This is a genomic window from Buttiauxella sp. AC038 (assembly GCF_979253565.1).
Genome location: NZ_CEEDCQ010000001.1, coordinates 2,743,464 through 2,768,178, shown reverse-complemented (window position 1 = coordinate 2,768,178; position 24,715 = coordinate 2,743,464). Strand labels below are relative to the sequence as shown.

Annotated in this window: 24 protein-coding genes; 11 read left to right on the top strand and 13 right to left on the bottom strand. The window is 50.9% G+C overall.

Translation table 11 applies throughout. The features are described from left to right. Positions 1–27 precede the first annotated feature (27 nt). The 3 genes from hglS to mazF all read left to right on the top strand — a co-directional run bounded on the left by hglS (position 28) and on the right by mazF (position 2,112). The gene (hglS, locus tag AC0IXI_RS13105) at positions 28–1,371 is read left to right on the top strand and encodes a 2-oxoadipate dioxygenase/decarboxylase HglS (protein WP_471682571.1); all 1,344 of its coding nucleotides are present in this window, start codon (positions 28–30) and stop codon (positions 1,369–1,371) included. Positions 1,372–1,534: 163 nt separating this feature from the next. After that, a complete protein-coding gene (locus AC0IXI_RS13100) occupies positions 1,535–1,780 on the top strand; it encodes an AbrB/MazE/SpoVT family DNA-binding domain-containing protein (RefSeq protein WP_064518659.1) in 246 nt (81 codons plus the stop codon). Further along, positions 1,780–2,112 carry an endoribonuclease MazF gene (gene mazF / locus AC0IXI_RS13095; protein ID WP_424221574.1) on the top strand — a complete coding sequence of 111 codons (333 nt, stop codon included), beginning with the start codon at positions 1,780–1,782 and terminating at the stop codon, positions 2,110–2,112. Before AC0IXI_RS13100 ends, mazF begins: the two co-directional genes overlap by 1 nt. Before the next feature lie 84 nt (positions 2,113–2,196). Here the strand turns inward: mazF and fbpC are convergent, their stop codons facing one another. From fbpC to AC0IXI_RS13060, 7 genes are all read right to left on the bottom strand, one after another. Then, positions 2,197–3,246, bottom strand: a complete 1,050-nt coding sequence (gene fbpC, locus AC0IXI_RS13090; RefSeq protein ID WP_134182874.1) for a ferric ABC transporter ATP-binding protein — start codon at positions 3,244–3,246, stop codon at positions 2,197–2,199. 14 nt (positions 3,247–3,260) lie between these two features. Further along, positions 3,261–5,339, bottom strand: coding sequence for an ABC transporter permease (locus tag AC0IXI_RS13085; RefSeq protein WP_471682570.1), 2,079 nt, complete (start codon positions 5,337–5,339; stop codon positions 3,261–3,263). A 67-nt stretch (positions 5,340–5,406) separates the two neighbouring features. Continuing rightward, entirely contained in the window at positions 5,407–6,438 is a 1,032-nt protein-coding gene (locus tag AC0IXI_RS13080; RefSeq protein ID WP_471682569.1) for an ABC transporter substrate-binding protein, read from the bottom strand. A gap of 9 nt (positions 6,439–6,447) precedes the next feature. Beyond that, entirely contained in the window at positions 6,448–7,776 is a 1,329-nt protein-coding gene (uhpC, locus tag AC0IXI_RS13075; protein ID WP_471682568.1) for an MFS transporter family glucose-6-phosphate receptor UhpC, read from the bottom strand. Positions 7,777–7,863: 87 nt separating this feature from the next. Continuing rightward, positions 7,864–9,405: an MASE1 domain-containing sensor histidine kinase gene (locus AC0IXI_RS13070; RefSeq protein ID WP_471682567.1), complete on the bottom strand. Its 1,542-nt coding sequence runs from the start codon at positions 9,403–9,405 to the stop codon at positions 7,864–7,866. Continuing rightward, entirely contained in the window at positions 9,406–10,035 is a 630-nt protein-coding gene (locus AC0IXI_RS13065) for a response regulator transcription factor (RefSeq protein ID WP_134183254.1), read from the bottom strand. Between the two features lie 230 nt (positions 10,036–10,265). Next, entirely contained in the window at positions 10,266–11,126 is an 861-nt protein-coding gene (locus AC0IXI_RS13060) for a LysR substrate-binding domain-containing protein (RefSeq protein WP_471682566.1), read from the bottom strand. Positions 11,127–11,246: 120 nt separating this feature from the next. Here AC0IXI_RS13060 and AC0IXI_RS13055 point away from each other — a divergent pair, with 120 nt between their 5' ends. The 3 genes from AC0IXI_RS13055 to AC0IXI_RS13045 all read left to right on the top strand — a co-directional run bounded on the left by AC0IXI_RS13055 (position 11,247) and on the right by AC0IXI_RS13045 (position 15,093). After that, positions 11,247–12,416 carry a pyridoxal phosphate-dependent aminotransferase gene (locus tag AC0IXI_RS13055; RefSeq protein WP_064518669.1) on the top strand — a complete coding sequence of 390 codons (1,170 nt, stop codon included), beginning with the start codon at positions 11,247–11,249 and terminating at the stop codon, positions 12,414–12,416. 12 nt (positions 12,417–12,428) lie between these two features. Then, positions 12,429–13,205 (top strand): transporter substrate-binding domain-containing protein, encoded by a 777-nt coding sequence (locus AC0IXI_RS13050; RefSeq protein ID WP_064518670.1) that lies wholly within the window; start codon positions 12,429–12,431, stop codon positions 13,203–13,205. A gap of 232 nt (positions 13,206–13,437) precedes the next feature. Then, entirely contained in the window at positions 13,438–15,093 is a 1,656-nt protein-coding gene (locus AC0IXI_RS13045) for a glucan biosynthesis protein D (protein ID WP_064518671.1), read from the top strand. 73 nt (positions 15,094–15,166) lie between these two features. On the opposite strand, the gene AC0IXI_RS13040 is transcribed toward AC0IXI_RS13045, so the two are convergent. Together AC0IXI_RS13040 and hpxO are read right to left on the bottom strand one after the other, a co-directional pair. Beyond that, entirely contained in the window at positions 15,167–15,529 is a 363-nt protein-coding gene (locus AC0IXI_RS13040; protein ID WP_471682565.1) for a type II toxin-antitoxin system HicB family antitoxin, read from the bottom strand. Positions 15,530–15,674: 145 nt separating this feature from the next. Further along, positions 15,675–16,832 carry an FAD-dependent urate hydroxylase HpxO gene (gene hpxO / locus AC0IXI_RS13035; RefSeq protein WP_134182859.1) on the bottom strand — a complete coding sequence of 386 codons (1,158 nt, stop codon included), beginning with the start codon at positions 16,830–16,832 and terminating at the stop codon, positions 15,675–15,677. 176 nt (positions 16,833–17,008) lie between these two features. Between hpxO and rimL the strand changes: the two genes are divergently transcribed. After that, positions 17,009–17,563: a 50S ribosomal protein L7/L12-serine acetyltransferase gene (gene rimL / locus AC0IXI_RS13030; RefSeq protein ID WP_471682564.1), complete on the top strand. Its 555-nt coding sequence runs from the start codon at positions 17,009–17,011 to the stop codon at positions 17,561–17,563. A gap of 11 nt (positions 17,564–17,574) precedes the next feature. Here the strand turns inward: rimL and ydcK are convergent, their stop codons facing one another. Beyond that, positions 17,575–18,504 (bottom strand): YdcK family protein, encoded by a 930-nt coding sequence (gene ydcK / locus AC0IXI_RS13025; protein ID WP_471682563.1) that lies wholly within the window; start codon positions 18,502–18,504, stop codon positions 17,575–17,577. 114 nt (positions 18,505–18,618) lie between these two features. Here ydcK and tehA point away from each other — a divergent pair, with 114 nt between their 5' ends. Beyond that, positions 18,619–19,608 (top strand): dicarboxylate transporter/tellurite-resistance protein TehA, encoded by a 990-nt coding sequence (tehA, locus tag AC0IXI_RS13020; RefSeq protein WP_471682562.1) that lies wholly within the window; start codon positions 18,619–18,621, stop codon positions 19,606–19,608. A 1-nt stretch (position 19,609) separates the two neighbouring features. Next, positions 19,610–20,197: a tellurite resistance methyltransferase TehB gene (tehB, locus tag AC0IXI_RS13015; protein ID WP_413498365.1), complete on the top strand. Its 588-nt coding sequence runs from the start codon at positions 19,610–19,612 to the stop codon at positions 20,195–20,197. Here the strand turns inward: tehB and AC0IXI_RS13010 are convergent. Continuing rightward, positions 20,194–20,586 (bottom strand): VOC family protein, encoded by a 393-nt coding sequence (locus AC0IXI_RS13010; RefSeq protein ID WP_471682561.1) that lies wholly within the window; start codon positions 20,584–20,586, stop codon positions 20,194–20,196. The genes tehB and AC0IXI_RS13010 overlap by 4 nt on opposite strands. A 200-nt stretch (positions 20,587–20,786) precedes the next feature. Between AC0IXI_RS13010 and AC0IXI_RS13005 the strand changes: the two genes are divergently transcribed. Further along, entirely contained in the window at positions 20,787–21,449 is a 663-nt protein-coding gene (locus AC0IXI_RS13005) for a DUF3313 domain-containing protein (protein WP_413498363.1), read from the top strand. Between the two features lie 46 nt (positions 21,450–21,495). Here AC0IXI_RS13005 and AC0IXI_RS13000 read toward each other — a convergent pair whose 3' ends face one another. Further along, complete coding sequence (locus AC0IXI_RS13000; protein WP_134182849.1) at positions 21,496–22,401, bottom strand: DMT family transporter; 906 nt, start codon at positions 22,399–22,401, stop codon at positions 21,496–21,498. A gap of 177 nt (positions 22,402–22,578) precedes the next feature. Between AC0IXI_RS13000 and AC0IXI_RS12995 the strand changes: the two genes are divergently transcribed. Next, entirely contained in the window at positions 22,579–23,451 is an 873-nt protein-coding gene (locus tag AC0IXI_RS12995; protein ID WP_154150269.1) for an AraC family transcriptional regulator, read from the top strand. Here the strand turns inward: AC0IXI_RS12995 and AC0IXI_RS12990 are convergent. Further along, on the bottom strand, positions 23,431–24,597 hold the full coding sequence (locus AC0IXI_RS12990) for a benzoate/H(+) symporter BenE family transporter (RefSeq protein WP_471682560.1): 1,167 nt from the start codon (positions 24,595–24,597) through the stop codon (positions 23,431–23,433). The genes AC0IXI_RS12995 and AC0IXI_RS12990 overlap by 21 nt on opposite strands. Positions 24,598–24,715: the final 118 nt, after the last annotated feature.

Below are 24,715 nucleotides of genomic sequence, written 5' to 3'. Positions count from 1 at the left end.
GAGCAATATTCACAGGAGTACGACATTATGGCGAACAACATCACGGCTGATGATATTCGGGAAAAATTTTCGCACGCAATGTCGGCGATGTACCAGCAAGAAGTACCTCAATACGGAACCTTGTTAGAGTTAGTCGCTGACGTAAATCTGGCGGTGTTGGAAAATAACCCCGATCTGCAACAGCAATTAGAAAATGCCGATGAACTGGCGCGCCTGAATGTGGAGCGCCACGGCGCAATACGGGTGGGTAAAACGGAAGAACTGGCAACCTTACGGCGTATTTTTGCGGTAATGGGGATGTATCCAGTCGGCTATTACGACCTTTCGCAGGCGGGTGTACCGGTGCATTCCACTGCGTTTCGTCCAATTGATGACGCGGCTCTGGCGCGAAATCCGTTCCGTATTTTCACCTCGTTGCTACGCCTTGAGCTGATTGACGATGCTGAACTGCGTAAAACTGCTGCAGCTATTCTCGCAGAACGTGACATTTTCACCCCTCGTTGCCGGGCATTACTGGATATTTACGACCAGCAGGGCGTATTTAGCGAAGAGCAGGCAGACGAGTTCGTGAGTCAGGCGCTGGAAACCTTCCGTTGGCACAGTCATGCCACGGTAGATGCACAAACTTACCAGGCATTCCACCAGCAGCATCGCCTGATTGCCGACGTCGTCTGTTTCCGCGGCTGCCACATTAATCACCTGACTCCGCGCACGTTAGATATCGACCGCGTTCAGGCATTGATGCCGGAATATGGCATTGCGCCAAAAGCGATTATCGAAGGCCCTCCACGCCGCACATTCCCAATCTTGCTGCGCCAGACCAGCTTTAAAGCGCTGGAAGAACCGATTATTTTTGCCGGTGTACATCACGGCACACATACCGCCCGTTTCGGCGAAATTGAGCAACGTGGTGTAGCGTTAACGCCAAAAGGGCGTGCGTTATACGATGAGTTGCTAAACGAAGCCGGTAATGGGCAGGATAATTTCAGCCATCAGCAACATTTGCAGGAAGTATTCAGCCGCTTGCCCGATAGTGAAACGCTAATGCGCTGCCAGGATCTGGCTTATTTCCGCTACCGTTTAACCCCTGTGGGCGAAATGCACCGCCGGGCGATTAAACCAGGTGATGATCCACAGTCGCTGATTGAACGGGGTTGGTTGGTGGCGCAGCCGATTATTTATGAAGATTTCCTCCCGGTCAGTGCTGCGGGAATTTTCCAGTCGAATCTGGGGAGTGAAGGCGGGGCGCGCAGCCATGGTCACTCCAGCCGCCAGGAGTTTGAACAAGCGCTCGGTGCACCGGTTGCCGATGAGTTTGAGCTGTACCAGCAGGCGTCGGATCGCAGTAAAAAACGCTGCGGATTGCTGTAGCGACGTCAAAACTTTAGAGAAAAGTCGGTATTGTGCGCAATGCCGACCACTCAGTCAGAGATCTTCCGTTTAGCCTGCCGACACTACAGTGTAGATACATTGTTGACACATTAGATTGGCTGAATTACTGTTGCTACAAACGTATCAACAAAGGAGTTCTCGCATGGCACAATCTGTCGTCAAAAAATGGGGTAATAGCCCTTCAGTTCGCATTCCCGCCGCTATCATGCAAGCCGCTAGTTTGAATGTTGATGATACGGTGGATATTGCCGTAGAAGATGGTCGTATCATTATTGTTCCTGTGAGAGCGAAAGCCTATTCGCTTGATGCGTTGCTAGCCGGAATTACCCCGGAAAATCAGCATGAGAAAGCGGAGTTTGGCGCACCGGTTGGCAAGGAAATGCTCTGATGGTTTCTCGCTATGTACCAGATGCAGGCGATTTAATCTGGATTAATTTTGACCCTGTTGAAGGGCATGAACAAGGGGGGCATCGCCCGGCGGTTGTACTTAGCCCGTTTGCTTATAACAACAAAACGGGGCTGTTGTTGTGTGTGCCTTGCACTACAAAAGCAAAGGGATATCCTTTTGAGGTTGAAATAACACAGAGCCGTGAAGGCGTCGCATTATCCGATCAAGTCACCTGCTTGGACTGGCGAGCGCGAAAAGTCGAGAAGAAAAGCAAAGTTAACGCCACAGAACTGGCTGATATCCGGGCGAAAGCAAAAGCGTTGATCGGTTGATATCGAAAATGGCCTCCCGTCACGGTGGTCATTTCAGAACAGCTTGTCATCACTCGTAGGGCCGCATTGCTGCGGCCCTTGTTTTTACGCCGCATCAGCCAGCATAAACATGCCGTACGGATGGATTTCCAAATAATAATTGTCACCTACGTCAGGCTGTAAGCGAGTTGCGTTCACCTGCAATAACAGCGCCTGGCCATGCCACTCCACAGTCACTTCATATTGCGGCCCCATATATGCCACATGGCGTACCACGCAGCGCTGGCTTTCGTCGCCATGTTCGCTGAGAGTAATCGCCTCCGGGCGCACGCCAACCGTGCCTTCTGTTTGAGTTACGGTCAACTGCGGCGGGCGCGGTAAACGGTAGCCATGGATCTCGACAAAATCGCTGCCAAAACGCGCCGGAAAGACGTTTGCATCACCCATAAAGCTCGCCATAAAGCGTGAGGCGGGCTGGCGATACAGCGTTTGCGGGCTGCCAATCTGCATGATTTCACCTTTGTTCATCACCAGTACCGTATCCGACACGGCAAACGCTTCACTCTGATCGTGAGTAACGTACAGCGACGTGATGTTGAACTGCTTTTGTAGCTCGCGGATTTTGTCACGCATGCTACGGCGCAGGTTGGCATCAAGGTTACTGAGCGGCTCATCAAACAGCAGCACTTTCGGTTTCAGGATCAGTGCGCGCGCCAGTGCCACACGTTGCTGCTGGCCGCCGGAGATCTGGTCAACAAACCGGTCTTCGAAACCCTCTAAATCGACCATTGCCAGCGCTTCTTTCACGCGTGTTTTAATTTCCCCACGCGAGGTGCCGAGCATTTTCAGTCCGTAACCGACGTTATCGCCCAGCGACATATGCGGGAACAGGGCGTAGGACTGGAACACCATGCAAATGTCACGCTGTTGAATGGAACGGTGCGTCACATCTTCGCCATCAATAAAAATCTGCCCTTCAGTGGGTTTTTCAAGCCCGGCAACCAGGCGTAAAACGGTGGTTTTTCCGCAGCCGGAAGGGCCGAGTAACGTCACCATTTCACCCTTTGGGATCGCCAGATTAATGCCTTCAATAACGGTGTTATTGCCAAACCGTTTCGTGACATTGCGCAGTTCTACAAAATGAGGTTGTGTCATGTGTTACTCCGTAATCACGCGTTGGTTTTGGCTTTTGAACGTGAAATACGCGCTTCACCAATCAGCCAGTCAAAAATGAAAATAATGGTCAACATTACGACGATAAGAATCGAGCCGTAGGCTATCGCCACCCCGTATTCACCATCTTCCACGCGGTTAAGAATGTAGGCGGTTGCCACACGAGTATCCGGCGTGACGAGGAAGACGATGGCACTAACAGTCGTAATGGCGCGCACAAAACTGTAGATCAGCGCGGATAAAATCGCCGGGCGCAGCAATGGCAGCAGGATGTTGATAATGGTGCGCATTGAACCGGCACGTAGGCTTAAAGACGCTTCATCGAGAGATTTGTCAATTTGCCCAAGCCCGGCAATTCCGGCACGAATCCCCACCGGCACGTTACGCATCACCATCGACATAATCACAATCGCGGCGGTACCCGTCAGGTAAACCGGCGCGCTGTTAAAGGCCAGGATGTATGACACGCCCGCCACGGTGCCCGGTACTGCAAAGCACAGCATAGTGGTGAACTCGATGGTCTTTTTGCCACGGAACTGCTGGCGCACCACAATCCAGGCAATCAGCAAGCCGAAAAAGGCGGTGATCGGTGCGGCAATCCCGGCGTACAGCAGCGTGTCGAGCAGTGAAGGCCACGCGCCATCACTCATGCCCTGGCCGAAGAGCTTGATGAAGTTATCGAACGTCAGCGTATAATCCACGCCCCAGTTAACCGTGAAACTGCCATAGAAAATGCTGCCGTAAAGTAGGGCGTTAAAGGCAATCCACACCGCTAATAACGCAATGACCGCCCACACCAGTGTCACTGGCAGCGGCTGAACGTCGCCTCGGTTCGATTTACCGGAAACGGTGACGTAGGAGCGTTTTCCAATCCACATGTACTGAATGCAGAACACCAGTAGTGAGAAGACCAGCAAGAATGCGCCTAGTGTGCTGGCGGCCTGGTAATCAAGTTGCGAGCCAGTGATGTAGAAATAGATTTGTGTGGCGAGTACGTCGAAGTTACCGCCAAGTACCAGCGGGTTACTGAAGTCCGCCAGCGATTGCACAATCACAATCAAAAAGGCGTTAGCCAGTGCCGGTTTCAGCAGCGGTAAAAACACCCCTTTAAAGGTCTTCCAACGCGTAGCACGTAGGGTATAAGAGGCTTCTTCCAGCGACGGGTGAATGGTTTTAATCGCACCATCGAGGATCATAAAGGCCATCGGCGTAAATGCTAAAACTTGCGCCAGCCAGATTCCGGTAAAACCGTACAGCCAGTTGGTGTTGGTCAATCCGAACCAGTCGACCATCAACTCGGTGATATACCCCGAACGGCCCATCATCAACGTGACGCCAAGGCCGACGACAAACGGCGGGGTCACGATAGGCAGAATCGAGAAAATACGGCCAATAATAGCGCTACGTTTGGCGATGCGGGTGGTGTAAATCGCCAAAACCAGGCCGAAGAAGGTGCAGCCAATTCCCACCGCAATCGACAGCGCGATGGAGTTGATAATTACCTGGATGATATGCGCCTGGCTGAGTACCGCCATAAACGCTAGCGGCGCAAACTCCCCGGCATCATTGGTAAACATCGGAATGAAAATCGCGATGCTCGGCCAAACAATAAACACACCAATCAGCGCGATAATTGTCACCAGCGAACCAATCACAAAGCTGTCGCCACCGAGCCATTCAAGGCGAGTCAGGGCGAGGGTGATAACCATGCCAAGGGCGATAAACAGCACAATAGTGGCGTAACCCATTCCACGCTCGGTAAGGGTTGCACTGACTACCACAAAGGCCATGCAAAAGAGTGCCCAGCCTGCGTCGAAATAGTGACGCTGACGCTTTTCTGGCCCCAGTTCATTAAACGGGCGCAACAACAGCAGCGAAGGGAGTAGGTACCACAGCAGACTGATGTTGAGTCCAGACCAGCTGTAAGCATTGATTAGCTCATCACTTGTCGATTCAAATAACCCGTAATCAAGGCTCCAGCTTGGCAGCAGGGCAAAAGCCAGCCAGCACAGCGCCACCCACCAGATAATAACGTCCCGCTTTCGCGTAGGTCGCAAAAGTAAAGTTTCAGACATAAGTGCCTCATCGGCCTAAAGAAAAGGAGGGGGAGCAGGTGACGTGACGCTGTCACCTGCTAACGGGTTAGTTACCCATTTTTACTTCGCTAACCCATTTGTTGATCAATGCTTTGCGCATGTCAGTCGCACCGTATTTGTCCATGTCGTAGTTGATGAGTTTCAGGTCATCAAGCTTGAGCGACAACGGTGAGCTTTCGGCGGTGGTGTTGGTCAGAATTTGATAAGACTTGCCTTTTTTCCAGGAGAGTTCCTGCGCTTCTTTTGACAGCACCCAATCAACAAACAGTTTGGCGTTGTCCATATTGCGTGCACCTTTCAGGATGCTGACACCACCAATCTCATAACCGGTGCCTTCACATGGGGAAATCAATTCCAGCGGAGCACCGTTCTCTTTTTCCAGGGAGTAATCGTGCAGGAAACCAATGCCGATGGCGGTTTCACCACGCGCGGCGTTACGCGCCGGAGCAATACCAGATTTGGTGTACTGAGAGATATTGCCGTTGAGTTTTTTCAGGTAATCAAATGCCTGATCTTCACCCCACAGTTGGGCGAACGTTGCCAGAGCGGTATAAGCGGTGCCCGAGCTTTGTGGGTCAGCAACCTGGATTTCACCTTTATAAATTGGGTTGGTCAGATCTTTCCAGCATTTCGGCACCGGCAGGTTCTTCTCTTTCAGGCGCTGGGTGTTAACACCAAAACCGAGAATGCCGATATAAACCGCTGAGGAGTAGTTGCCTTTGCGTTTAGCCGGGTCCTGGAATTTTGGCATGATTTGCGCGAGATTTGCTGATTTGTACGGCTCAAGAAGATTCATTTCCCCCGCCTGGGATTGCGGATCTAGCGTACCGCCATACCAGACATCAGCCTGCGGGTTTTTCTTCTCGGCATCAACTTTCGCAAGCGTGCTGCCCGAGCCGTTGCGGATAAACGAGATTTTCACATCGTATTTTTCACCGAACGCTTTGGTTTCGGTTTCACACATTTCGTTGGTAGCGCTGCAATACACCACCAGACGGCCTTTGGCTTGCGCGGCACCTGACAGGGTAGCCAACGCAACACCCGCAGCAACCAGAGAAGAGAGCACGGTCAGTTTCATATTATTATCCTAAGTGTCCTGAGGTAAGGTAACTGCCGGGTCCATGGCGCCAACACTCCTGTCCTGCGCGCTGATGCCCGCCATTAACAGGGGCATCAGCAAAAATCCAATTAATGCGGCGGCAACGGTGAGTAGTGCGAACATCCCGGACCAGCCATAGCGCTCAATCACCTGCGACAACGGCCATCCCGCCAGAGCCGCACCTAAGTAGGCGAACAAACCCAGAAACCCGGTAACGCTGCCTGCCGCCTGTTTATGGCTGCACTCCACGGCGGCGAGACCAATCAACATCTGCGGGCCAAAAACAAAAAAGCCGATGGCAAAAAAGCAGACTGCCAATAATGCGTAGTGGTGCACTGGCGATAACCAAAGTGCGGCGACCGAAACAAACAGCCCCAACGCAAAGAGCAAAATCATCGGCCCACGCTGGCCTCGAAACAGCAAATCTGAACCCCATCCGGCAAACAGTGCGCCCAGTAATCCGCCCATTTCGAACAACATCACCGTGGCGTTGGCGCTGAGTAAATTCACGCCGTGGCTTTCATAAATCCAGATGTTGCCCCAGTCGTTGAGTGCGATACGAATCAGATACACCAGCACATAACTCACACCGAGAAGCCAGACCATCGGGTTTTGCAGCACCGTGCTGCGAAACATTTGCCACTGCGGCATTGGCGGACTGAGCTGTTCCTGGCGCATTTCCAACGGGTCATGTCGCCATAAGCCAACAGACGGTAACCCCATCTCTTGCGGTGTGCCGCTTAGGCTGCGGCACAGCCAAATCCCAATGACAATGCCGATGGCACCCGAAACAAATAACGATGCCTGCCAGCCGTACCAAAGCGCCATCAGCGCGGAAATCAGCGGCACCGCCGCACCGCCCAGGTTGATGGACGTGTTCCAGCACCCCCACCAAAAACCGCGCTCGTTGCGCGAATACCAGTGCGTTAGCAACCTTGCGCACGGCGGCCATCCCCATCCCTGGAAGAAGCCGTTTAACGTCCAGATAATCAGCAACATCGGCAGGTTAGTGCCGAAGGCAAAAAGAATATTCAGTACCCCGGTTGCCAGTAATCCTGCGCCCATAAACCAGCGAGCGCCCCGGCGGTCGTGCCACAATCCTGCGGCAAATTTCGACAGGCCATAGGAGAGATAAAACAGCGTGCCCAGCAGGCCGATATCACTTTTGCTTAAATCCAGATCGAGCTGCATCGCCGGAAGGACAAAACTGACGCTTTTGCGTGTCAGGTAAAATGCGGCGTATCCCACGACCATCGACAGCAGCAAACGTGGGCGCCAGTAACGATAATCACGGCCGATTGTTTGCTCGGAAATCATCTGATTCCTCCCGGTTGAAATGACTATAGAAAACGCTGACAGAAAGGGGATGAGACAAGGTTTTAGCCAACCAGGAATTATTCCTGGTTATCCCTGTTTTTGTTCAAAAAATGTGGGCAGGTTAACAATTACGCGCGTGCCGGACTGGCTTTCGAGTTGCAAATCTCCGCCTAAAGCGCGGATTCGTTCGGCAATCCCTTGTAATCCGTGGCCGGTGTGGGTGCTGCCGCTAAAGCCGATACCATCGTCTTTGACTTCAAGGCGCACGCCGTGGGGTTGCTGAGTTAACGCGATCTCAACCTTGTGGGCATCAGCGTGTTTGCAAATGTTATTGAGCAACTCCTGCACCAGACGATAGAGCGTAAACACCACCGGGTCGCTGGCGGGCTGGCCGGGTAAATCGTAATGGAAACGGCAGGTGATACCGCGTTCATCAAAGGCGAACTCCTGAATCAGATGGTGCAGCGCTTTATCGAGGGAAATTTCGTCCAGCACCGGTGGGCGAAGCTGGCGCAATAAGTGGCGGGTCGAGTGGTGAATACGTTGGGCAAGCTGGTTGATTTGCTCGGCGGCGAGTACCGTCGCATCACCGCTGGCAGTGCGCTTAACCAGCATCGACTGGATTTGAATCGCAGTAATATTCTGACCAATTTCATCGTGCAGTTCTCGCGCCAGATCTTTGCGCGTGTCCTCTTCGGTGTGCACCAGTTGTTCCATCAACTCGCGGCGCGCCTGTAACTCAACTTCCAGCCGTTGGCGGTAACGATGAAGATTATTTGCCAGATGCTGCTGGCGACTGATGGCAATCCCAAGACCAATGCCCAACAGCGCCTGGGTTGAGAGAAAAAGTTCCATCTCCATCAAGCCGTTAAAGCCGCTGCCAATTTGCCGGGCGATGGTAATCATCATGCTGCCAAGGAGCGCTGCCAGTACACCGCCTTGCCAGCCAAATTTGTAGGCCATGACTACGTTTGGCAGGAAAACCACAATCAGCAACAAACGCTCGATTTCCGGCGACACCACCATTTGTGCGCCAACACCGATGATGAAAAACAGGCTGCACCAGATAAGCAACGAAGTGCGTAGCGGGGGATTAGGGGTTTCTTGTGCCAGCAGACTTTCCAGATGCTGTTGGCGCAGATATTCATAAATCAAATAGACGAACGGCGTCAGCACTACACCACCAGTAAACGCTGCCAGCAGTGTTTGTGAAGCGGAACTCGACAGAAATGGCGTCAGCACCAGGGTGTGTAACAGCGCATCGCCAGTAATGGCCGCCATCAGCAGCGAAAGCCGCTGCCAGTACAGCGTAAAACGGTGCCAGTAATGCTGAACTAATAGCGCAGGAATAGCGCTAAGCAGCGGGGAAAGCAACATGACGGGTTCTGTCATTAATTGTTGCAGCCAAAGCCAAATAAGTAGCCCGATCACCGGAATAAATAGGGCTGGCCAATAGCGACGATGTAGCAAAATCAACAATGCGAGATGAACGCCCTGCGGCAACAGTAAGGTAGCCTGCTGGCCGTTATCGGTGAGATAAAAACTGATCGTCCACAGGGCAAGCCAGGTCAGCCCCCAGGCAAAGACGATAAACAGCGATAACAGCAGATGACGCCACGCGCGAGACATTTAGTGCCCGGTTAACAATTGGTGTTCAAGGGCAAAATGCACCAGTTCGATGGTGCTTTCACATTGCAGTTTGCCGAGGATGTTGGCGCGATGGACATGGACTGTTTTGTGGCTAAGGTTGAGCTGTTCGGCAATGTGTTTCACGCTTTCGCCTTTGATCAGCAAATCGAAAACTTCATGCTCGCGTGGAGTGAGAACTTCCAGAACTTTGGCTGGTTGCCCTGCGTGCCGTAACGCTCGTAATGCATCCGCACATAAATAATGGCCGCCCATACCAACGGAACGAACCGCCTGTACTAATTCCTCCGGGCCGCAGCGTTTGGTGAGATAACCGCTGGCACCGGCATCCAGCGCACTTTGCACAAATGCTGTGGTGTCATAAATGCTCAGAATGATGGCGCGGAAACCGGGGCGTTGTTGGCGCAGGCGTTTGAGTAGGCTTAGGCCGTTTTCGTCCGGCATTGCCACGTCGAGCACGGCTACATCGGGCTGATTTTTTACCAGCGCAGGCCAGGCTTCGGCGGCAGAGCTGTACTGCCCGACAATCTCAATATCGCTCTCAAGGCTAAGTAACTGCGCAAAACCGGAGCGCACCACAACATGGTCATCAACTAAAGCAACGGCAATCATCGTTCTGCTCATCAGAAGGGAGTCTGGCGACATCATGAGGGCGAATGGATTCTGCGCAATGGGGATGTTGGGTTTATGTTACAGGGGTAACAGAAAAGGGGGAAGGCGTAGGCTTATGGCTTATGGTGGATCGAGATTTTCCGTTCACCTGAAAGTTCACCGTTTCGGTAAATACAGGGATCAATAAACGTTTAGTGAACGGAATAGTCCGCTAACTCGCATAGAAATCCCTACTCACTTACTGCCAGCAACCCCCGCTTAAACGCCTCAATCCCCGCATGGCTTTCCTCCCCTGGCCGCAGCGCCAGACAATAACACGCTCCGGTCTTCACGCTCCCCGCAAACGGCTGCACCAGCCTTCCACGATGCAAATCCTCTGCCACCAGTGTGGCATCGGCTATCGCAATGCCAAACCCCTGAATCGCGGCGCTGATAGCCAGGTCCATAGTATCGAAGTGTTGATTTTTATTCATAGCAGGCGGGTTAGGGACGTTTTGCCCAAACCACAACGACCAGTCGGTGCGATCGCGCGTCGGATGAAGAAATGTATAACGACTCAAATCTTCAGGTGTTAAAGCGTTTTCAGGCAATAAATGCTGGCTGATCACGGGCGTAAGCCGCTCCTCAAACAGCAATGCACCCGTTGTGGAAGGCTTGCCAAAAATAATCGCTGCATCAAAAGGTTCGTTTTTGAAATTCACGCCGTGTTCAACGGTGGTGGTTAACGCAACCTGAATCTCTGGCGATGCAATTTCCAGTTGGACAAGTTTTGGCACCAGCCAGCGCATAGCGCAGGTCGGGGCTTTCAGGCGGATCACACTGGATTTATGGCAGGCATTACTGGCGACATTGAGCAAGTGCTCAAAAGATTGCTGCAATTCCGGCAACAGCGCAGAGCCTTGCGGTGTGAGATGCAGCCCGCGGGCATGACGCTCGAAGAGCGCATAGCCGAGCCATTCCTCAAGCGTGGAGATTTTGCGGCTGACGGCACCTTGTGTCAGACAGAGTTCTTTTGCCGCGCGAGTCAGATTCAGATGTTTGGCTGTCACCAGGAAAGCATCAACAGTATTCAGGGGGAAATTGCGCCGCATTCGATTGCTCTCCGCTGAGCTATGAGTTTTTTGCATGGCTATTATGACAACAATTCGGTTGTGGTAGCAACCTGTTGCATATTGAATAGTTATGCAAATCGCGTTTTAACAGGAGAGGCCATGACTATGCAAACCCCGGTGCAATTTCGTTCAAAATTACCGGATGTTGGAACCACCATTTTTACTGTTATTGGCCAACTCTCGGCGCAACACAACGCCATTAATCTTTCTCAGGGTGCTCCAAACTTTTCGCCTGACCCAAAGCTGATAGCCGGTGTTACCAAAGCGATGCAGGATAACCATAACCAATACGCATCCATGACTGGTTTCAGGCCGTTAAAAACCCTGATCGCAGAAAAGGTCGCTACGATTTACGGTTCAACGTATGACGTCGACGATGAAATCTTAGTGACTGCCAGCGCCAGCGAAGGGCTTTATTCCGCCATCAGCGGGTTAGTGCATCCTGGTGATGAAGTCATTTACTTCGAACCTTCTTTTGATAGCTACGCGCCCATTGTTCGCCTACAAGGTGCAACACCCGTAGCGCTGAAACTGGTGTTGCCCGATTTCACCGTCAACTGGGATGAAGTACGCGCGGCTATTACGCCTCGTACCCGTATGATCATCGTAAATACACCACACAACCCAAGCGGGCAGGTGTTTAGCGCACATGATCTGGAAATGCTGGTGGAGCTGACGCGTAATACCGACATCATTATTTTGTCCGATGAAGTCTACGAACACATCGTCTTTGACGGTGAGCGCCATCACGGCATGGCAACACATCCGGCACTGGCTGAACGCAGCGTTATCGTTTCGTCATTCGGCAAAACCTTCCACGTGACCGGTTGGCGTGTGGGCTATTGCCTGGCTCCGGCAGAATTAATGACTGAAATCTGCAAAGTGCATCAGTTTTTGATGTTCTCTGCCGATACTCCTATGCAATATGCCTTTGCTGAATATATGGCGAACCCAGATACCTACCTGTCGCTGGCGGCGTTCTACCAACGCAAACGCGATTTAATGCAGACACTGCTGGCTGAGTCTCCGTTTAAATTGCTGCCGAGCGCCGGGTCTTTCTTCCTGCTGGCGAAATTCGATCATTTCACTGATGAATCAGACAGCGAATTAGTAAAACGTTTAATTACTCAATATGGCGTCGCGACCATTCCGCTCTCCGCGTTTTATACCGACGGAACAGACAACAAGTTGATTCGTTTGTCATTTGCAAAAGATGAAGCTACGTTACGTGCGGGTGCTCAAGCACTTTGCCAGGTTAAGCCACGCTGATACGAGGTCATAATGAAAAAAGTTTATGCGTTAAGTTTGTTGGTTGGGATGTGTGCGTCATTCTCGGCATTCGCAGCAACCGAACTGCGCTACGGCGTGGAAGCGGAGTATCCACCGTTTGAAAGCCGTAACTCGGCGGGCGAGCTGGAAGGGTTTGATATCGACTTAGGCAACGCGATTTGTAAAGCGGCGAGCCTGAAATGTTCATGGGTTGAAACGTCTTTTGATGCGCTGATTCCAGGGCTGATGGCGAAGAAATTCGATGCAATTAACTCCGCAATGAATATCACCGAGCAGCGCCGTAAAAGTATCGACTTTACCCAGCCAATTTACCGAATTCCATCACAGTTGGTGGGCAAAGCCGACAGCGGTATGGAAGCAACGCCTGCTGGACTGAAAGGTAAAACTATCGGCGTTCTGCAAGGATCCATTCAGGAAACTTATGCGAAAGAACACTGGGAAAAAGAAGGCGTAACAGTGGTTTCTTATAAAGACCAAAATATGGCGTGGGGCGATTTGCTCAATGGCCGTATTGATGCGTCTTTGGTTATGTCAGCAGCAGGTCAGGCAGGCTTCTTAAGCAAGCCGCAGGGCAAAGGTTTTGGCTTTATCGGCAAGCCGGTAAGCGACGATACGATTCTGGGTAGCGGTATCGGTTACGGGTTGCGTAAAGGCGATGAAGCGACCAAAAAACAGCTTGATGCCGCTATCGATAAAGTACGTGCTGATGGCACGATTACCGCACTTGCCAAGAAGTATTTCCCAGGTATCGATGTAGCCGTCAAATAAGTGTTCTCCAGGTCGGATTAGCGTAGCGACATCCGACACTGCCTGTGTAAATGGTGGATGGCGCATTCGCTTATCCACCCTACAAACCCCACCCCGCAAATTTTGCGTAAAGGTCTGTGTCTCCGATTGGTTTTTCAGTGATTTTTGTCTAGAGTGTGCGGTCTAGATTTTGCCGTTGTTCTGCCTCTTGTGGGGGCGAAACACATCGACAATGAAGGACAATTTTTCAGGCATGAACCGCAGACGTTTTATCAAAGCCTCAATGGCTCTCGCCGCTGTCAGCGGCACAACTTCAATTGCCACGCTCTTCTCGCGTGCAGCTTACGCGGCAGAGTCTGAAATTGCCGATGGTCGCACCACCGCATTCGATTTTTCTGTGCTCCAGTCAATGGCCCATGATTTGTCGAAGAAACCGTGGGTTGGCAAACCGCGTCCGTTGCCGGACACACTGGCAAACTTAACTCCGCAGGCTTACAACGCGATTCAGTATGATGCTGAACACTCGCTGTGGAACAACATCGAAAACCGCCAACTTGACGTGCAGTTCTTCCACGTTGGTATGGGCTTTCGCCGCCGTGTACGCATGTTCTCCGTAGATGCATCCAGCCATCAGGCACGTGAAATTCACTTCCGTCCTGAGCTGTTTAACTACAACGACGCAGGTGTTGATACCAAACAACTCGAAGGCCAGATTGATCTTGGCTTTGCCGGTTTTAAAGCATTTAAAGCGCCAGAACTGGCGCGCCGTGACGTGGTTTCTTTCCTCGGTGCGAGCTATTTCCGTGCGGTCGATAATACATACCAATATGGGCTTTCAGCGCGTGGCCTTGCGGTAAACACCTACACCGATCAGCTGGAAGAGTTCCCGGACTTTACCTCTTTCTGGTTTGAAACCGCGAAAGCGGGTGACACGAAGTTTGTGGTCTACGCATTGTTAGATAGCGCAAGTGTCACCGGGGCGTACAAATTTACAATCAGTTGTGAAGCTGAGCGCGTGGTGATGGATGTCGATAATCACCTGTATGCTCGTGAAGATATTAAGCAATTGGGCATCGCGCCGATGACCAGTATGTTTGCCTGCGGCACTAACGAACGCCGTATGTGCGACACCATTCACCCGCAAATTCATGACTCCGATCGCCTGGCAATGTGGCGTGGAAACGGCGAATGGGTAACGCGTCCGCTCAATAACCCACAGAAGTTGCAGTTCAACGCTTATCTCGATAACAACCCGAAAGGCTTCGGTTTGCTGCAACTTGACCACGAGTTTGCAAATTACCAGGACATCATGGGCTGGTATAACAAGCGCCCAAGTCTGTGGGTTGAGCCGCTGAATAAGTGGGGTAAAGGCGCGATTGGGCTGATGGAGATCCCGACTACGGGGGAAACGCTTGATAACATCGTCTGCTTCTGGCAGCCGGAGAAACCGGTGAAAGCCGGTGATGAGCTGGAATTCAAATACCGTCTGTACTGGAGCGGTTTGCCGCCGATTCAGTCGCCGCTGGCGCGAGTTTACGCGACCCGCACCGGTATGGGCAGTTTCCCGGAAGGTTGGGCACCTGGCGAGCATTTCCCTGAAAAATGGTCACGCCGTTTCGCCATTGATTTTATCGGTGGTGATTTGAAAGCTGCGGCACCGAAAGGTATCGAGCCGGTTATCACGCTGTCTAACGGCGAAGCCAGACAGATTGAGATTTTGTATGTCGAGCCATTCGACGGCTATCGTATTCTGTTTGACTGGTATCCAACAGATGACTCTACCGACCCGGTAGATATGCGAATGTTCTTGCGCTGCCAGGGTGATGCCATCAGTGAAACCTGGCTGTATCATTACTTCCCACCAGCACCGGATAAACGCAAATACGTTGATGACCGCGTGATGAAGTAATAGCTTAAGCCCCGTTATAAATACGGGGCTTTATCTTTTGTAGGTCGGATAAGTGCAGAGTCATCCGACAGATTCACTTTAGTTTCATCTGCTTGCTGAGCATTTCAACAATATAGCTATTTACCGACATGCGCTGTTCGGCGGCGGCAATCGCCAGGCGTTCGCCAAATGACTCGGGGTAGCGCAGAGTAAAGGTTTTGATCTTCTCTTCGCGCTCATACGGCTCAATGCCATTTTCTTTGCAATCCGCTAGATACGCTTTCAGCGAAATCTCACCTTCCTGCATCAAGCCCATAGCGCTATCTGCCACAAAATCGCAGTAGCCTGAAAGCCCGAGAAATTTGCCGCGAAACAGGCTAATTTCAGGAACCCAAGTGATTAACGCCGGTTGGCCGCAAATCACCATTGTATTTGGAATTGAATGTGAATCCGTCATGGTGTTACTCCAATACTTGCCATAGCCCATGAACCCTTCCGTGAAGTCAATTTATGAAGTCATGCTGGCATATAAAAAAATGACGTCAATTTCTGACGTCATTTCTGGAACATCCTTCAGGATTTGAATGAAAGATTGTGCAACGCTACTCCAGCGGCCCACCGAGAATCGTTTCGCGCATGCCCGACAATACGCGCTCACCGGTTTCGCTTTTTAGTTCTTCATACCAGCTATGGGTGATGTTCATATCTTTACCGTGGGTCACATCGCAGCGTTTGCGCGCCTTGAGCACCAGGTCTTTTACGCGATACGCGCGCTTCTCCTGATAGCGTAGCAATGCATCTTCTACACCGAGAGAGTTGGTTTGCAGCGCGACGGCCAGTACAACGGCGTCTTCCATGGCAGCGCATCCGCCCTGGCCGATGTCTGGCGTGGTGCTGTGGCCTGAGTCACCAAGCAGCGCAACTCGCCCGCGAACCAATTGCATAAATGGCTCAATATCATGAATTTCTATGCGATTAGTGGTGTCGGGGTTAATTGTGGAAATCAACTTTTGCACCGGGTCTGCCCAACCAGAAAAATAACGGGTTAAATCGGCTTTTACCGTGCTGCGATCTTCCGGCAGTCCTTTTTCTAATGGCACATCAAAGAAGAAGTAAAAACGATTGCCCGCAACTGGCATCAGCGACACACGCTTACCTTCGCCGACAAATGTCGTCCACTGGTTGGCAGGTGCAATAGATTCATCAATATCGACCAGACCATTCCAGTTAACGTAACCGGCATAACGGCGCTCTGTCTGGTGGCCGAGCACATAGGGGCGGATCACCGAATGGGTGCCATCGGCGGCGATTAACACATCACCTACTGCAACATGACCATCTTCAAAATATGCCCGCACGCCACCGTCAAACTCTTCGATACGCGCTACGCGCTTGCCAAACTGAATATCCGCACGCCCGTAATTATCAATCAGCATGTCTTGCAGTTCCGCGCGAGCCACCGGATAGGCGCGCTCGCCAACACTTTGAATTAAAGGATCAAGACTAAAACGTGTCAGGGTTTGGCCGTGGACAAATTCTTTGTAGGCCATATATTCCATCGACCCACCCAATTGCTGGAGCTGCTCTTTCATGCCGAGCCAGTTGAGGCACTTCACGCCATTTGGCCAAATCGAAATTGCCGCACCAACCGGTTTGATTTCTTTGACCGCTTCATAGACTTCCGTTGTAATGCCACATCTTTTCAGGGCAATTGCCGCCGAGAGTCCACCAATGCCGCCGCCAATTATGATCGCTTTCATCTAAGTCTCCTTTGGGTTACAAAGATGTTAAGCAATATCTATACCAGCATGAGAAGCAGCCCAGCAGCGGCGCGAGACGTGCGTTAAACTGATTTGTGCATTGGTGGGGATCGTCTGTGGTGCAATCTATTTTTCTGCACCATTATTTTCCACAGATAAAAAGAAGGAGAGGGTGCGTGCGCGATTCTGAGAATTGGCAAGACGACGTGATTAATATTGATGACCACATAACACTTCATTCAATCAATGAGCGGTATGTGGATGAGATTTTTGCTTTGGTACAAAAGAACAAAGCCTGGCTACAAACAGCGATGGACTGGCCGAGGTTCGTGTTGTCGGTTGAAGACTCGCGCAAAATGGCGCAGGGCAACTATATCCTGCATCATCGTGGCTACGCGAAAATGTTCCTGATTTTCCAGGATGAAAAAATGGTAGGGGTGTTCTCGTTTAACCAGATAGAGCCGACCAATAAAACCGCCTATATCGGTTATTGGCTGGATAAAGATGTCCTGGGGGCGGGGATTATTTCGCGAGCTTTAGACGCGGTCATTCACAAGTACGCCCGTGAAGGCCTGGCCCGCCGTTTTGTGATCAAATGCATTGTCAGTAATGTCGCCAGTAATAAGGTGGCGTTGCGTAATGGCTTCCTGCTTGAAGGGCGCCTGAAACAAGCTGAGTTTTTAAATGGCGAGTTCCATGACCAGAACATCTACGCGCGGATTATTGGTTAACGCGACGGTTCTTAAAACACGCCATAAAACGGTGAGCGAGTAACTCGCTGCTCACCGTTAATATCCTTAATGCCTCGTATATGAATGAGCTCACCGTCCAGGCCATCAACCGCTGCTTTATCGTAAATTTGCACATTGTTCTCTATCAGAACATTGCCGGTGATTCGCGCCTGGCCGTAAATCTGCACCTGGTTATCTAATTGGATAGGGCCGCCAATGAGTGTTGCATCATCGAAGATATGCACCTGGTGTTTTAGCACGCAGTCGCCCTCAATAAGCGCATTGCCGTAGACCTGCGAGGAATAGCGAATGGTTGGGATCTGGTCATCACCACGCCCTGCGATAATACGCGCGTTGTCGAACACACGGGCGCAGTCGCAGATCCAGATATTGTTCTCGTCATTGCCTTCGAGAATTGCCTGCCCGAACACTTCAGCGCGGTGTTCAATAAAAGCGTTGTTCACCACCGCGTTACCAAAGATCTGTGCCTGATGAACCACGCGCGATGCGTTTACCGTAGCGTTGCCATAAATTTGCAGCACTTTATCGTTGTCGGCGGTCAGTCCACGAACCGCAATCACCTTGCTGCCGTTAACAATGCGCGCGGCATCGTAAATACGGCATTCACCGCTAATCAATGATTCTTTAACGATGCTTTTCCCGCTGATATGGGCCCGGTGGCAAAGGGTGGAACTGCCATGAACTTGCGCATCATCGTTAACACTTGAGCCGCCGTATACCATGCACTCGTCACCATAAATCCAGCAATTCCCGAGCTGGCTAAGGTTATCTTCGTTTTCAATCCAGCCACCCAGTTGCCCGGCTTTGATGTCGCTGAAATCGCACAGGGCCACAACTTGCCAGAGTTTGACCTGCTGTTTTTTGCCATCGACCAGATAATCATGTAGTTGCGAGTCGCCCGTTAACTGATACTTGTTCATCATCTTCGCCTTAGTTTTCTTTCTGTTTAAAACTTAGCAGGTAAATCCTCAGATGGCGTTCTTCGGTGCAATCACATAAAATGCATCTAAAATACATTTTAAGTTTTAAACGAAATGAATAAATCAGTAACGCGAACCATGCTTAATCTCCCGGCTGGGTATTTTGGTATGGTTCTTGGGACCATCGGAATGGGTTTTGCCTGGCGTTACGCTGCCACGATTTGGCCAGTATCATCGGTAATTGGTGAGGCGTTTGAGAGCCTGGCGATTGCTATCTGGCTCGCTCTGGCGCTGGCTTTTATCATGCGCCTGGTGAAATATCCGCAAACCGTTTTAGATGAGGTCCGCCACCCGTTGAAGGGCAGTTTTGTCAGCCTGTTTCCGGCGACAACCATGTTAGTTTCGATTGCCATCGCGCCTTATCTTCGCCCGTTAGCCGTGGACATGTTTGCTTTTGGGGCAATAGTGCAATTGGTATATGCCGCATGGCAAAGTGCCGGGTTATGGCGTGGCAGCCACCCGCATACCGACACTACGCCGGGACTCTATTTGCCAACAGTTGCCAATAATTTTATCAGCGCGATGGCTTGCGGTGCGCTTGGTTTCCATGACCTCGGTATTTTGTTTTTTGGTGCGGGCGTATTTTCCTGGTTAAGCCTGGAACCGGCGATTTTGCATCGTTTACGCAGCGCTGGTGAACTCCCGGAACCGACGCGAACTTCACTTGGCATTCAACTCGCACCTGCGCAGGTTGCTTGCAACGCTTATTTGAGTGTTAACGGTGGGCAACCTGACTTCTTTGCCAAAATGCTGTTTGGCTACGGGTTGCTGCAATTACTGTTTATGTTGCGCCTGATGCCGTGGTATTTGATGCAGCCATTTAATGCCTCGTTCTGGAGCTTCTCGTTCGGTATATCAGCACTTGCTGCCACGGCCCTTCATCTGGGCATGGGGAGTAACGACGGGCTTTTTACCGCACTCGCGGTGCCGCTATTTATCTTCACTAATTTCATTATTGGCCTGCTGCTGGTGCGCACGGTTATCCTGCTTTATCAGGGTAAATTGCTGCTGCGTGTCGAACGGCCTGCAAAAAGGACGAATTAACATGGTTTCTGAAAATTATTACACCGAGAAATATGGCTTAACTCGCACCCATTCTGACGTGGTGAATGCGGTAACGGTTGTCCCGCCTGGGAAAACATTAGATCTCGGTTGCGGTAGCGGTCGTAACAGTCTGTATCTGAATCAAAAAGGGTTTGATGTAACAGCGTGGGATAAAAACCCGATGAGCATCAGCAACCTGAATAAAATTATTGAAGCGGAAGGGCTGAAAAACATCACTGCAGACGTGGTTGATCTCAACACATTACATTTCGACGGCGAGTACGACTTCATTCTTTCAACCGTAGTAATGATGTTCCTGGAGCGTAACACCATTCCAGGGCTTATCGCCAACATGCAGCGTTGCACCAAAGTTGGTGGTTACAACCTGATTGTTGCTGCGATGGACACCGAAGATTTCCCTTGCACCGTCGGCTTCCCATTTGCGTTTACTGAAGCTGAGTTGAGTCATTATTACGCGGGTTGGGAATTGCTGAAATACAACGAAGATGTCGGTGAATTACATAAAACTGACGCGGAAGGTAACCGCATTAAACTGCGATTCGCCACTATGCTGGCACGCAAAGTCTAAGCCGCAGGCCAGGCGAGGTTTTGCAACACAATGCGATAACCATCGTTATCAACAAACGTGCGCCCGGCGATATCCCAGTACGGATTAAAACTGTTAATGGTGACAAAACCTGCATTCAGCATTTGCTGGCAGGTTTTTTGCCATTGAGCGTTATCCGGATAGTACAGTACTAAGAGGTCATCAACCGTTGCGGCGGGTTCCACCGGATGGCGGTGGCAAACAGTAAATTCAAGATGCCAGCTTAAATCATCACGACCCAGCATCACGCCGCTAAAACCGTCGTGTTCGCTAAAATTCCCGAGTTCTTGCAAACCCAATCCCAGACAGTACATCTCTTTACTTTGAGCAAGATCGGTCACCGGACGAGCAATACGCAGATGTGGAATCATGGCTACTCCATATTTGTTTATTGTATGTAAGGCTATCTTATATACGAAAAAATGTGTAATTCGAGCTAAATAATGAGCATGTTAAAAAGAAATTTCGCGATTGTTATCTGAGTTTGGGGGAATAGCATTTATAACTTCATGCGCAATCCCAATTTTTTGCTATAACTGAAAGGCTTACATGCAATTTACAGGGATAAAATATGCGCACTTCTTTTTGTGTTAAAGCCGCCTGCCTCACAGGCCTGCTAGCCTTGGCCGGCTGTTCCTCGTCTGTTACCGCTCCTGAGAAGTATTCTGGTTTTTTAAAAGATTATTCCAGTCTTCAGGAAACAACATCTCCATCTGGAAAAACCATTTTACGTTGGGTTGATCCAAGCTTTAAAAGCAGCAACTACGACAAACTTATCTTCAATCCGTTGACTTATTACCCAGTGCCGAAACCAACCACCCAACTGGGTGCCCAGACACTGGATAAAATTCTGGCGTACTCCAATCAACAGTTGAAAGCGAGTGCCGAGAAGCGCATCCAACTGGTCAGCAAGCCGGGTCCGCGTACTTTGATTTTCCATGGTGCAATTACGGGCGTAGACAGCAGCAAACAAGGTTTGCAGTTCTATGAAGTGATTCCAGTGGCAATGATTGTTGCGGGTACTGAAGCAGCAACAGGCCACCGTACGATGGAAACAAACCTCTATTTTGAAGGGGAGCTAATTGACTCCTCAACCAACAAAGTCGTAATGAAAGTAGTACGTAAAGGCGAAGGTAAAACGGTAAGCAATGAAAGTGCACCTATTACCGTAGACTCGCTGAAATCAGTGATTGATGGCATGGCGACAGATGCGTCCATGTTTGAAGTTAAATAACGCGCTATCACACGGGAAAAGGGAGCTAAGCTCCCTTTTTTACCTCTTATGCTGCCCGCTTGCGCCATGGCAGTGCACTAAACATCCCCGGTTTTGAAAACATCACCAGATTGCCCAGCAAGATCATGATAAGCCCGATAATGGCGTTGCTATGCCAGACATACCCTTCATAAACCGTAGACAGACTCAATGCCACCAGAGGGAATAACAGCGTGCTATAAGCGGCCTGGCTTGCACCGATACGCCCAACCAGCGTGAAATAGGCACCAAAGGCGATAACCGAACCGAAAATTGCCAGATAGAACAGCGAGCCCAGATAGCGCAGCGTAAATTCCGGCATAAACGAATCACCGCGCACCAGTGCCAGCACTCCCATAATGACGGTGCCGTAAAACATGGCATAAGTATTGGTGGAGAGCGTCTCCAGCCCACGACGCTGGTGGCGAGTGCTAATCATATTGCCGAGTGAAAACCCGTAAGTGCCCAGTGCACTCAAACCGATTCCCAACAGTAGAGAAGGGGCAAGTTGTGTCGCCACCAAATCATGCCAGAACAGTGCAACAACCCCGGCAATGCCGAGAACTGCGGCGGGTAGCAAATTTTTGTGTGGACGCTGACGGAAGAAAATCATGCTGTTAACCGCATTAAACAACACGGCCATGGAGAATATTACTGACTCCAGTCCCGAGCTGATATATGCCGCAGCATGATAAAAACAGAAGAAGTTAAAACCAAAAACACAGCCACCTTGCAGCATGCAGAACAGATGGTCACGTAAGCTGATACGGCGCAAGCGTCCAAGCGCCAGTAATACCACCAGCATCACGACGGCCGCTACGGCAAAACGCCAGAAAATAGAAACGGGTACCGACACCACACCTTGCTGCATGTAAATTGCAAGCCAGGTTGTACCCCAAATCACCACCACCGAAATATAAAGCAATGCATTCATTTTGTTATCTCCCCAAACGGTTAAGGGGAGTATCCGGAAATATACCGCTCGTTGCTTTCACCGGCTTGCGTGGCTTGCATATTCTTGCGGTTTTTTTGCAAGGTGGATTGTTAATGGCTGGTAACGAGTGCTGGCACTACATACACTGTCAGTCCCGAACCTTGATGGTAATAAGTTATGACCCAGCCGTATCACGCATTTGAAAATCTTCGCCAGCACAACGCCGTGCTGGAAGATAACGTGCAGCTGGGTTCCGGGATTCAACTGTCGGCCTGGTCAAACAGTCTCGACCGTGTGACGCAATGCAGCGATCACCATACGTTAAGCATGTATGTGAATGAAGGTTATGAAACCTACCAAAAAACCAATTCAGGTTGGAAAAATGGCGGCGGGCCAGACCGGTTCTGTCTAATGCCAAAAGACGGGGAAACTACCTGGGATATTCGCAACCATTTTTCATTTGTGCATCTGTATTGTACGGATGAACATCTGCGTCATATTGCGGAGCAAATCTGGGATCGCAGCCCGGCAGCTCTTCAACTCGATGAGAAAATCTTCAGCGAGGACCCGCGTATTACACAGTTGTATCGCCACTTTCTACTCAGCAGCGATTGGCAACAGCAGGCGAACCATTTGATGTTGAGTACGGCATCAACACTGCTGTTGACCCACCTGGTTCAGACGTACAGCAACGTGCAGTGGCGTTTGCCTAATGTGCGTGGAGGCCTGGCACCTGCGGTGCTGCGAAATATCCAGGCATATATTGAACAGCACCTTAGTGAACCATTAACGCTGACTGAACTGGCTCAAGAAGCAGGGCTCAGCGAGTTTCACTTTGCGCGCATGTTTAAGCAATCAACCCAGCTCGCACCACATCAATTTGTCATGCAAAGACGCATGTTACGCGCCGAAGCATTAGTGAAAAACAGCCCGTTATCGCTCACAGATATAGCGATGGCCTGCGGGTTTAGCTCGGCAAGCCATTTCAGTAATCGTTTTAAAGCGACGATAGGCGTGACACCGTCGCAGCTACGCGCGGCGGGTAAATGAGAACAACGCGTAACATATCCCGCCAGCCACCAGCCCCCAAAAAGCAGAACCAATCCCCAGCAAACTGACGCCAGATGCAGTGACCAGAAACGTGACGATTGCCGCATCGCGCTCACGATCGTGGTTTAACGCCTGATACAAGCTTCCTGCAATGGTACTCAACAACGCCAGGCCTGCCAGCGTATGAATATAGGCGACAGGCAGTGCGGTGAGTAACGTGGTGATGGAGCCGCCAAAAATACCGGCAAGCAAATAAAACACGCCAGCCGCAGCGGCGGCAAGCCAGCGTTTTGACGGATCGGGATGCGCTTCAGAACCCTGGCAAATTGCGGCAGTGATCGCAGCAATACAAATAGAAAACACGCCAAAAGGTGCCAGTATCAGAGCAATCGCTGCGGTGACCACAATCAGTGGCGATACCGGAATCTCATAGCCAGAGGCTTTGAGTGTGGCAACGCCTGGTGCGTTTTGTGACGCCATGGTCACCAGGAAGAAAGGGATACCGATGCCCAACAGGCTCGATAGTGAAAAATGTGGTGTGGTAAATTCTGGCATAACCATTGCGACCGGCACGCTACCGCTTTGCAGGCTTCCGCTGATGATGCAAACCAGCAGGCCAACTACCATTGCCACCACAACGGCATAACGTGGAGCCCAGGTTTTTGCCAGTAGCCAGCCGAGCAACATACTGGCACTGAGTAAGAAATTCCCCTGCAAAGAAGTAAATGCATCGAGGCCAAAGCGCAGCAGAATGCCTGCCAACATCGCTGCGGAAAGTGTTGAGGGAATAAGACGCATCAAACGGGCGAAGAGGCCGGTCACACCGCACAGCAGAATTAAAAATGAGGCGAAAATAAACACGCCGATAGCTTCATTGAGCGAATGGCCTGGTAAACTGGTCGCGAGCAGAGCTGCACCCGGAGTGGACCAGGCGGTGAGAATGGGCGTGCGGTACCAAATCGTTAGCACGAGAGTACTCACCCCCATGCCAATCCCAAGCATCGTCAGCCAACCCGCGATTTGCAGCGTGTTAGCACCAGCAGCTTCCGCCGCCTGCCAGATAATTGCCGCCGAGCTGGCGTAGCCAACTAAAACAGCAACAAACCCTGCCAGGATCGTGGGCAATGGGATGGATATTGTGCGCATTTTTTTCCTTCATAGTTTTTAGCGTTGTCGAACTATAACATCACAAATCATTAACAACAGGCGTGATGATGTTGAAAACTCTGCAAGTTCATTGTTATGTGAAATGTTTAGCAAGGGC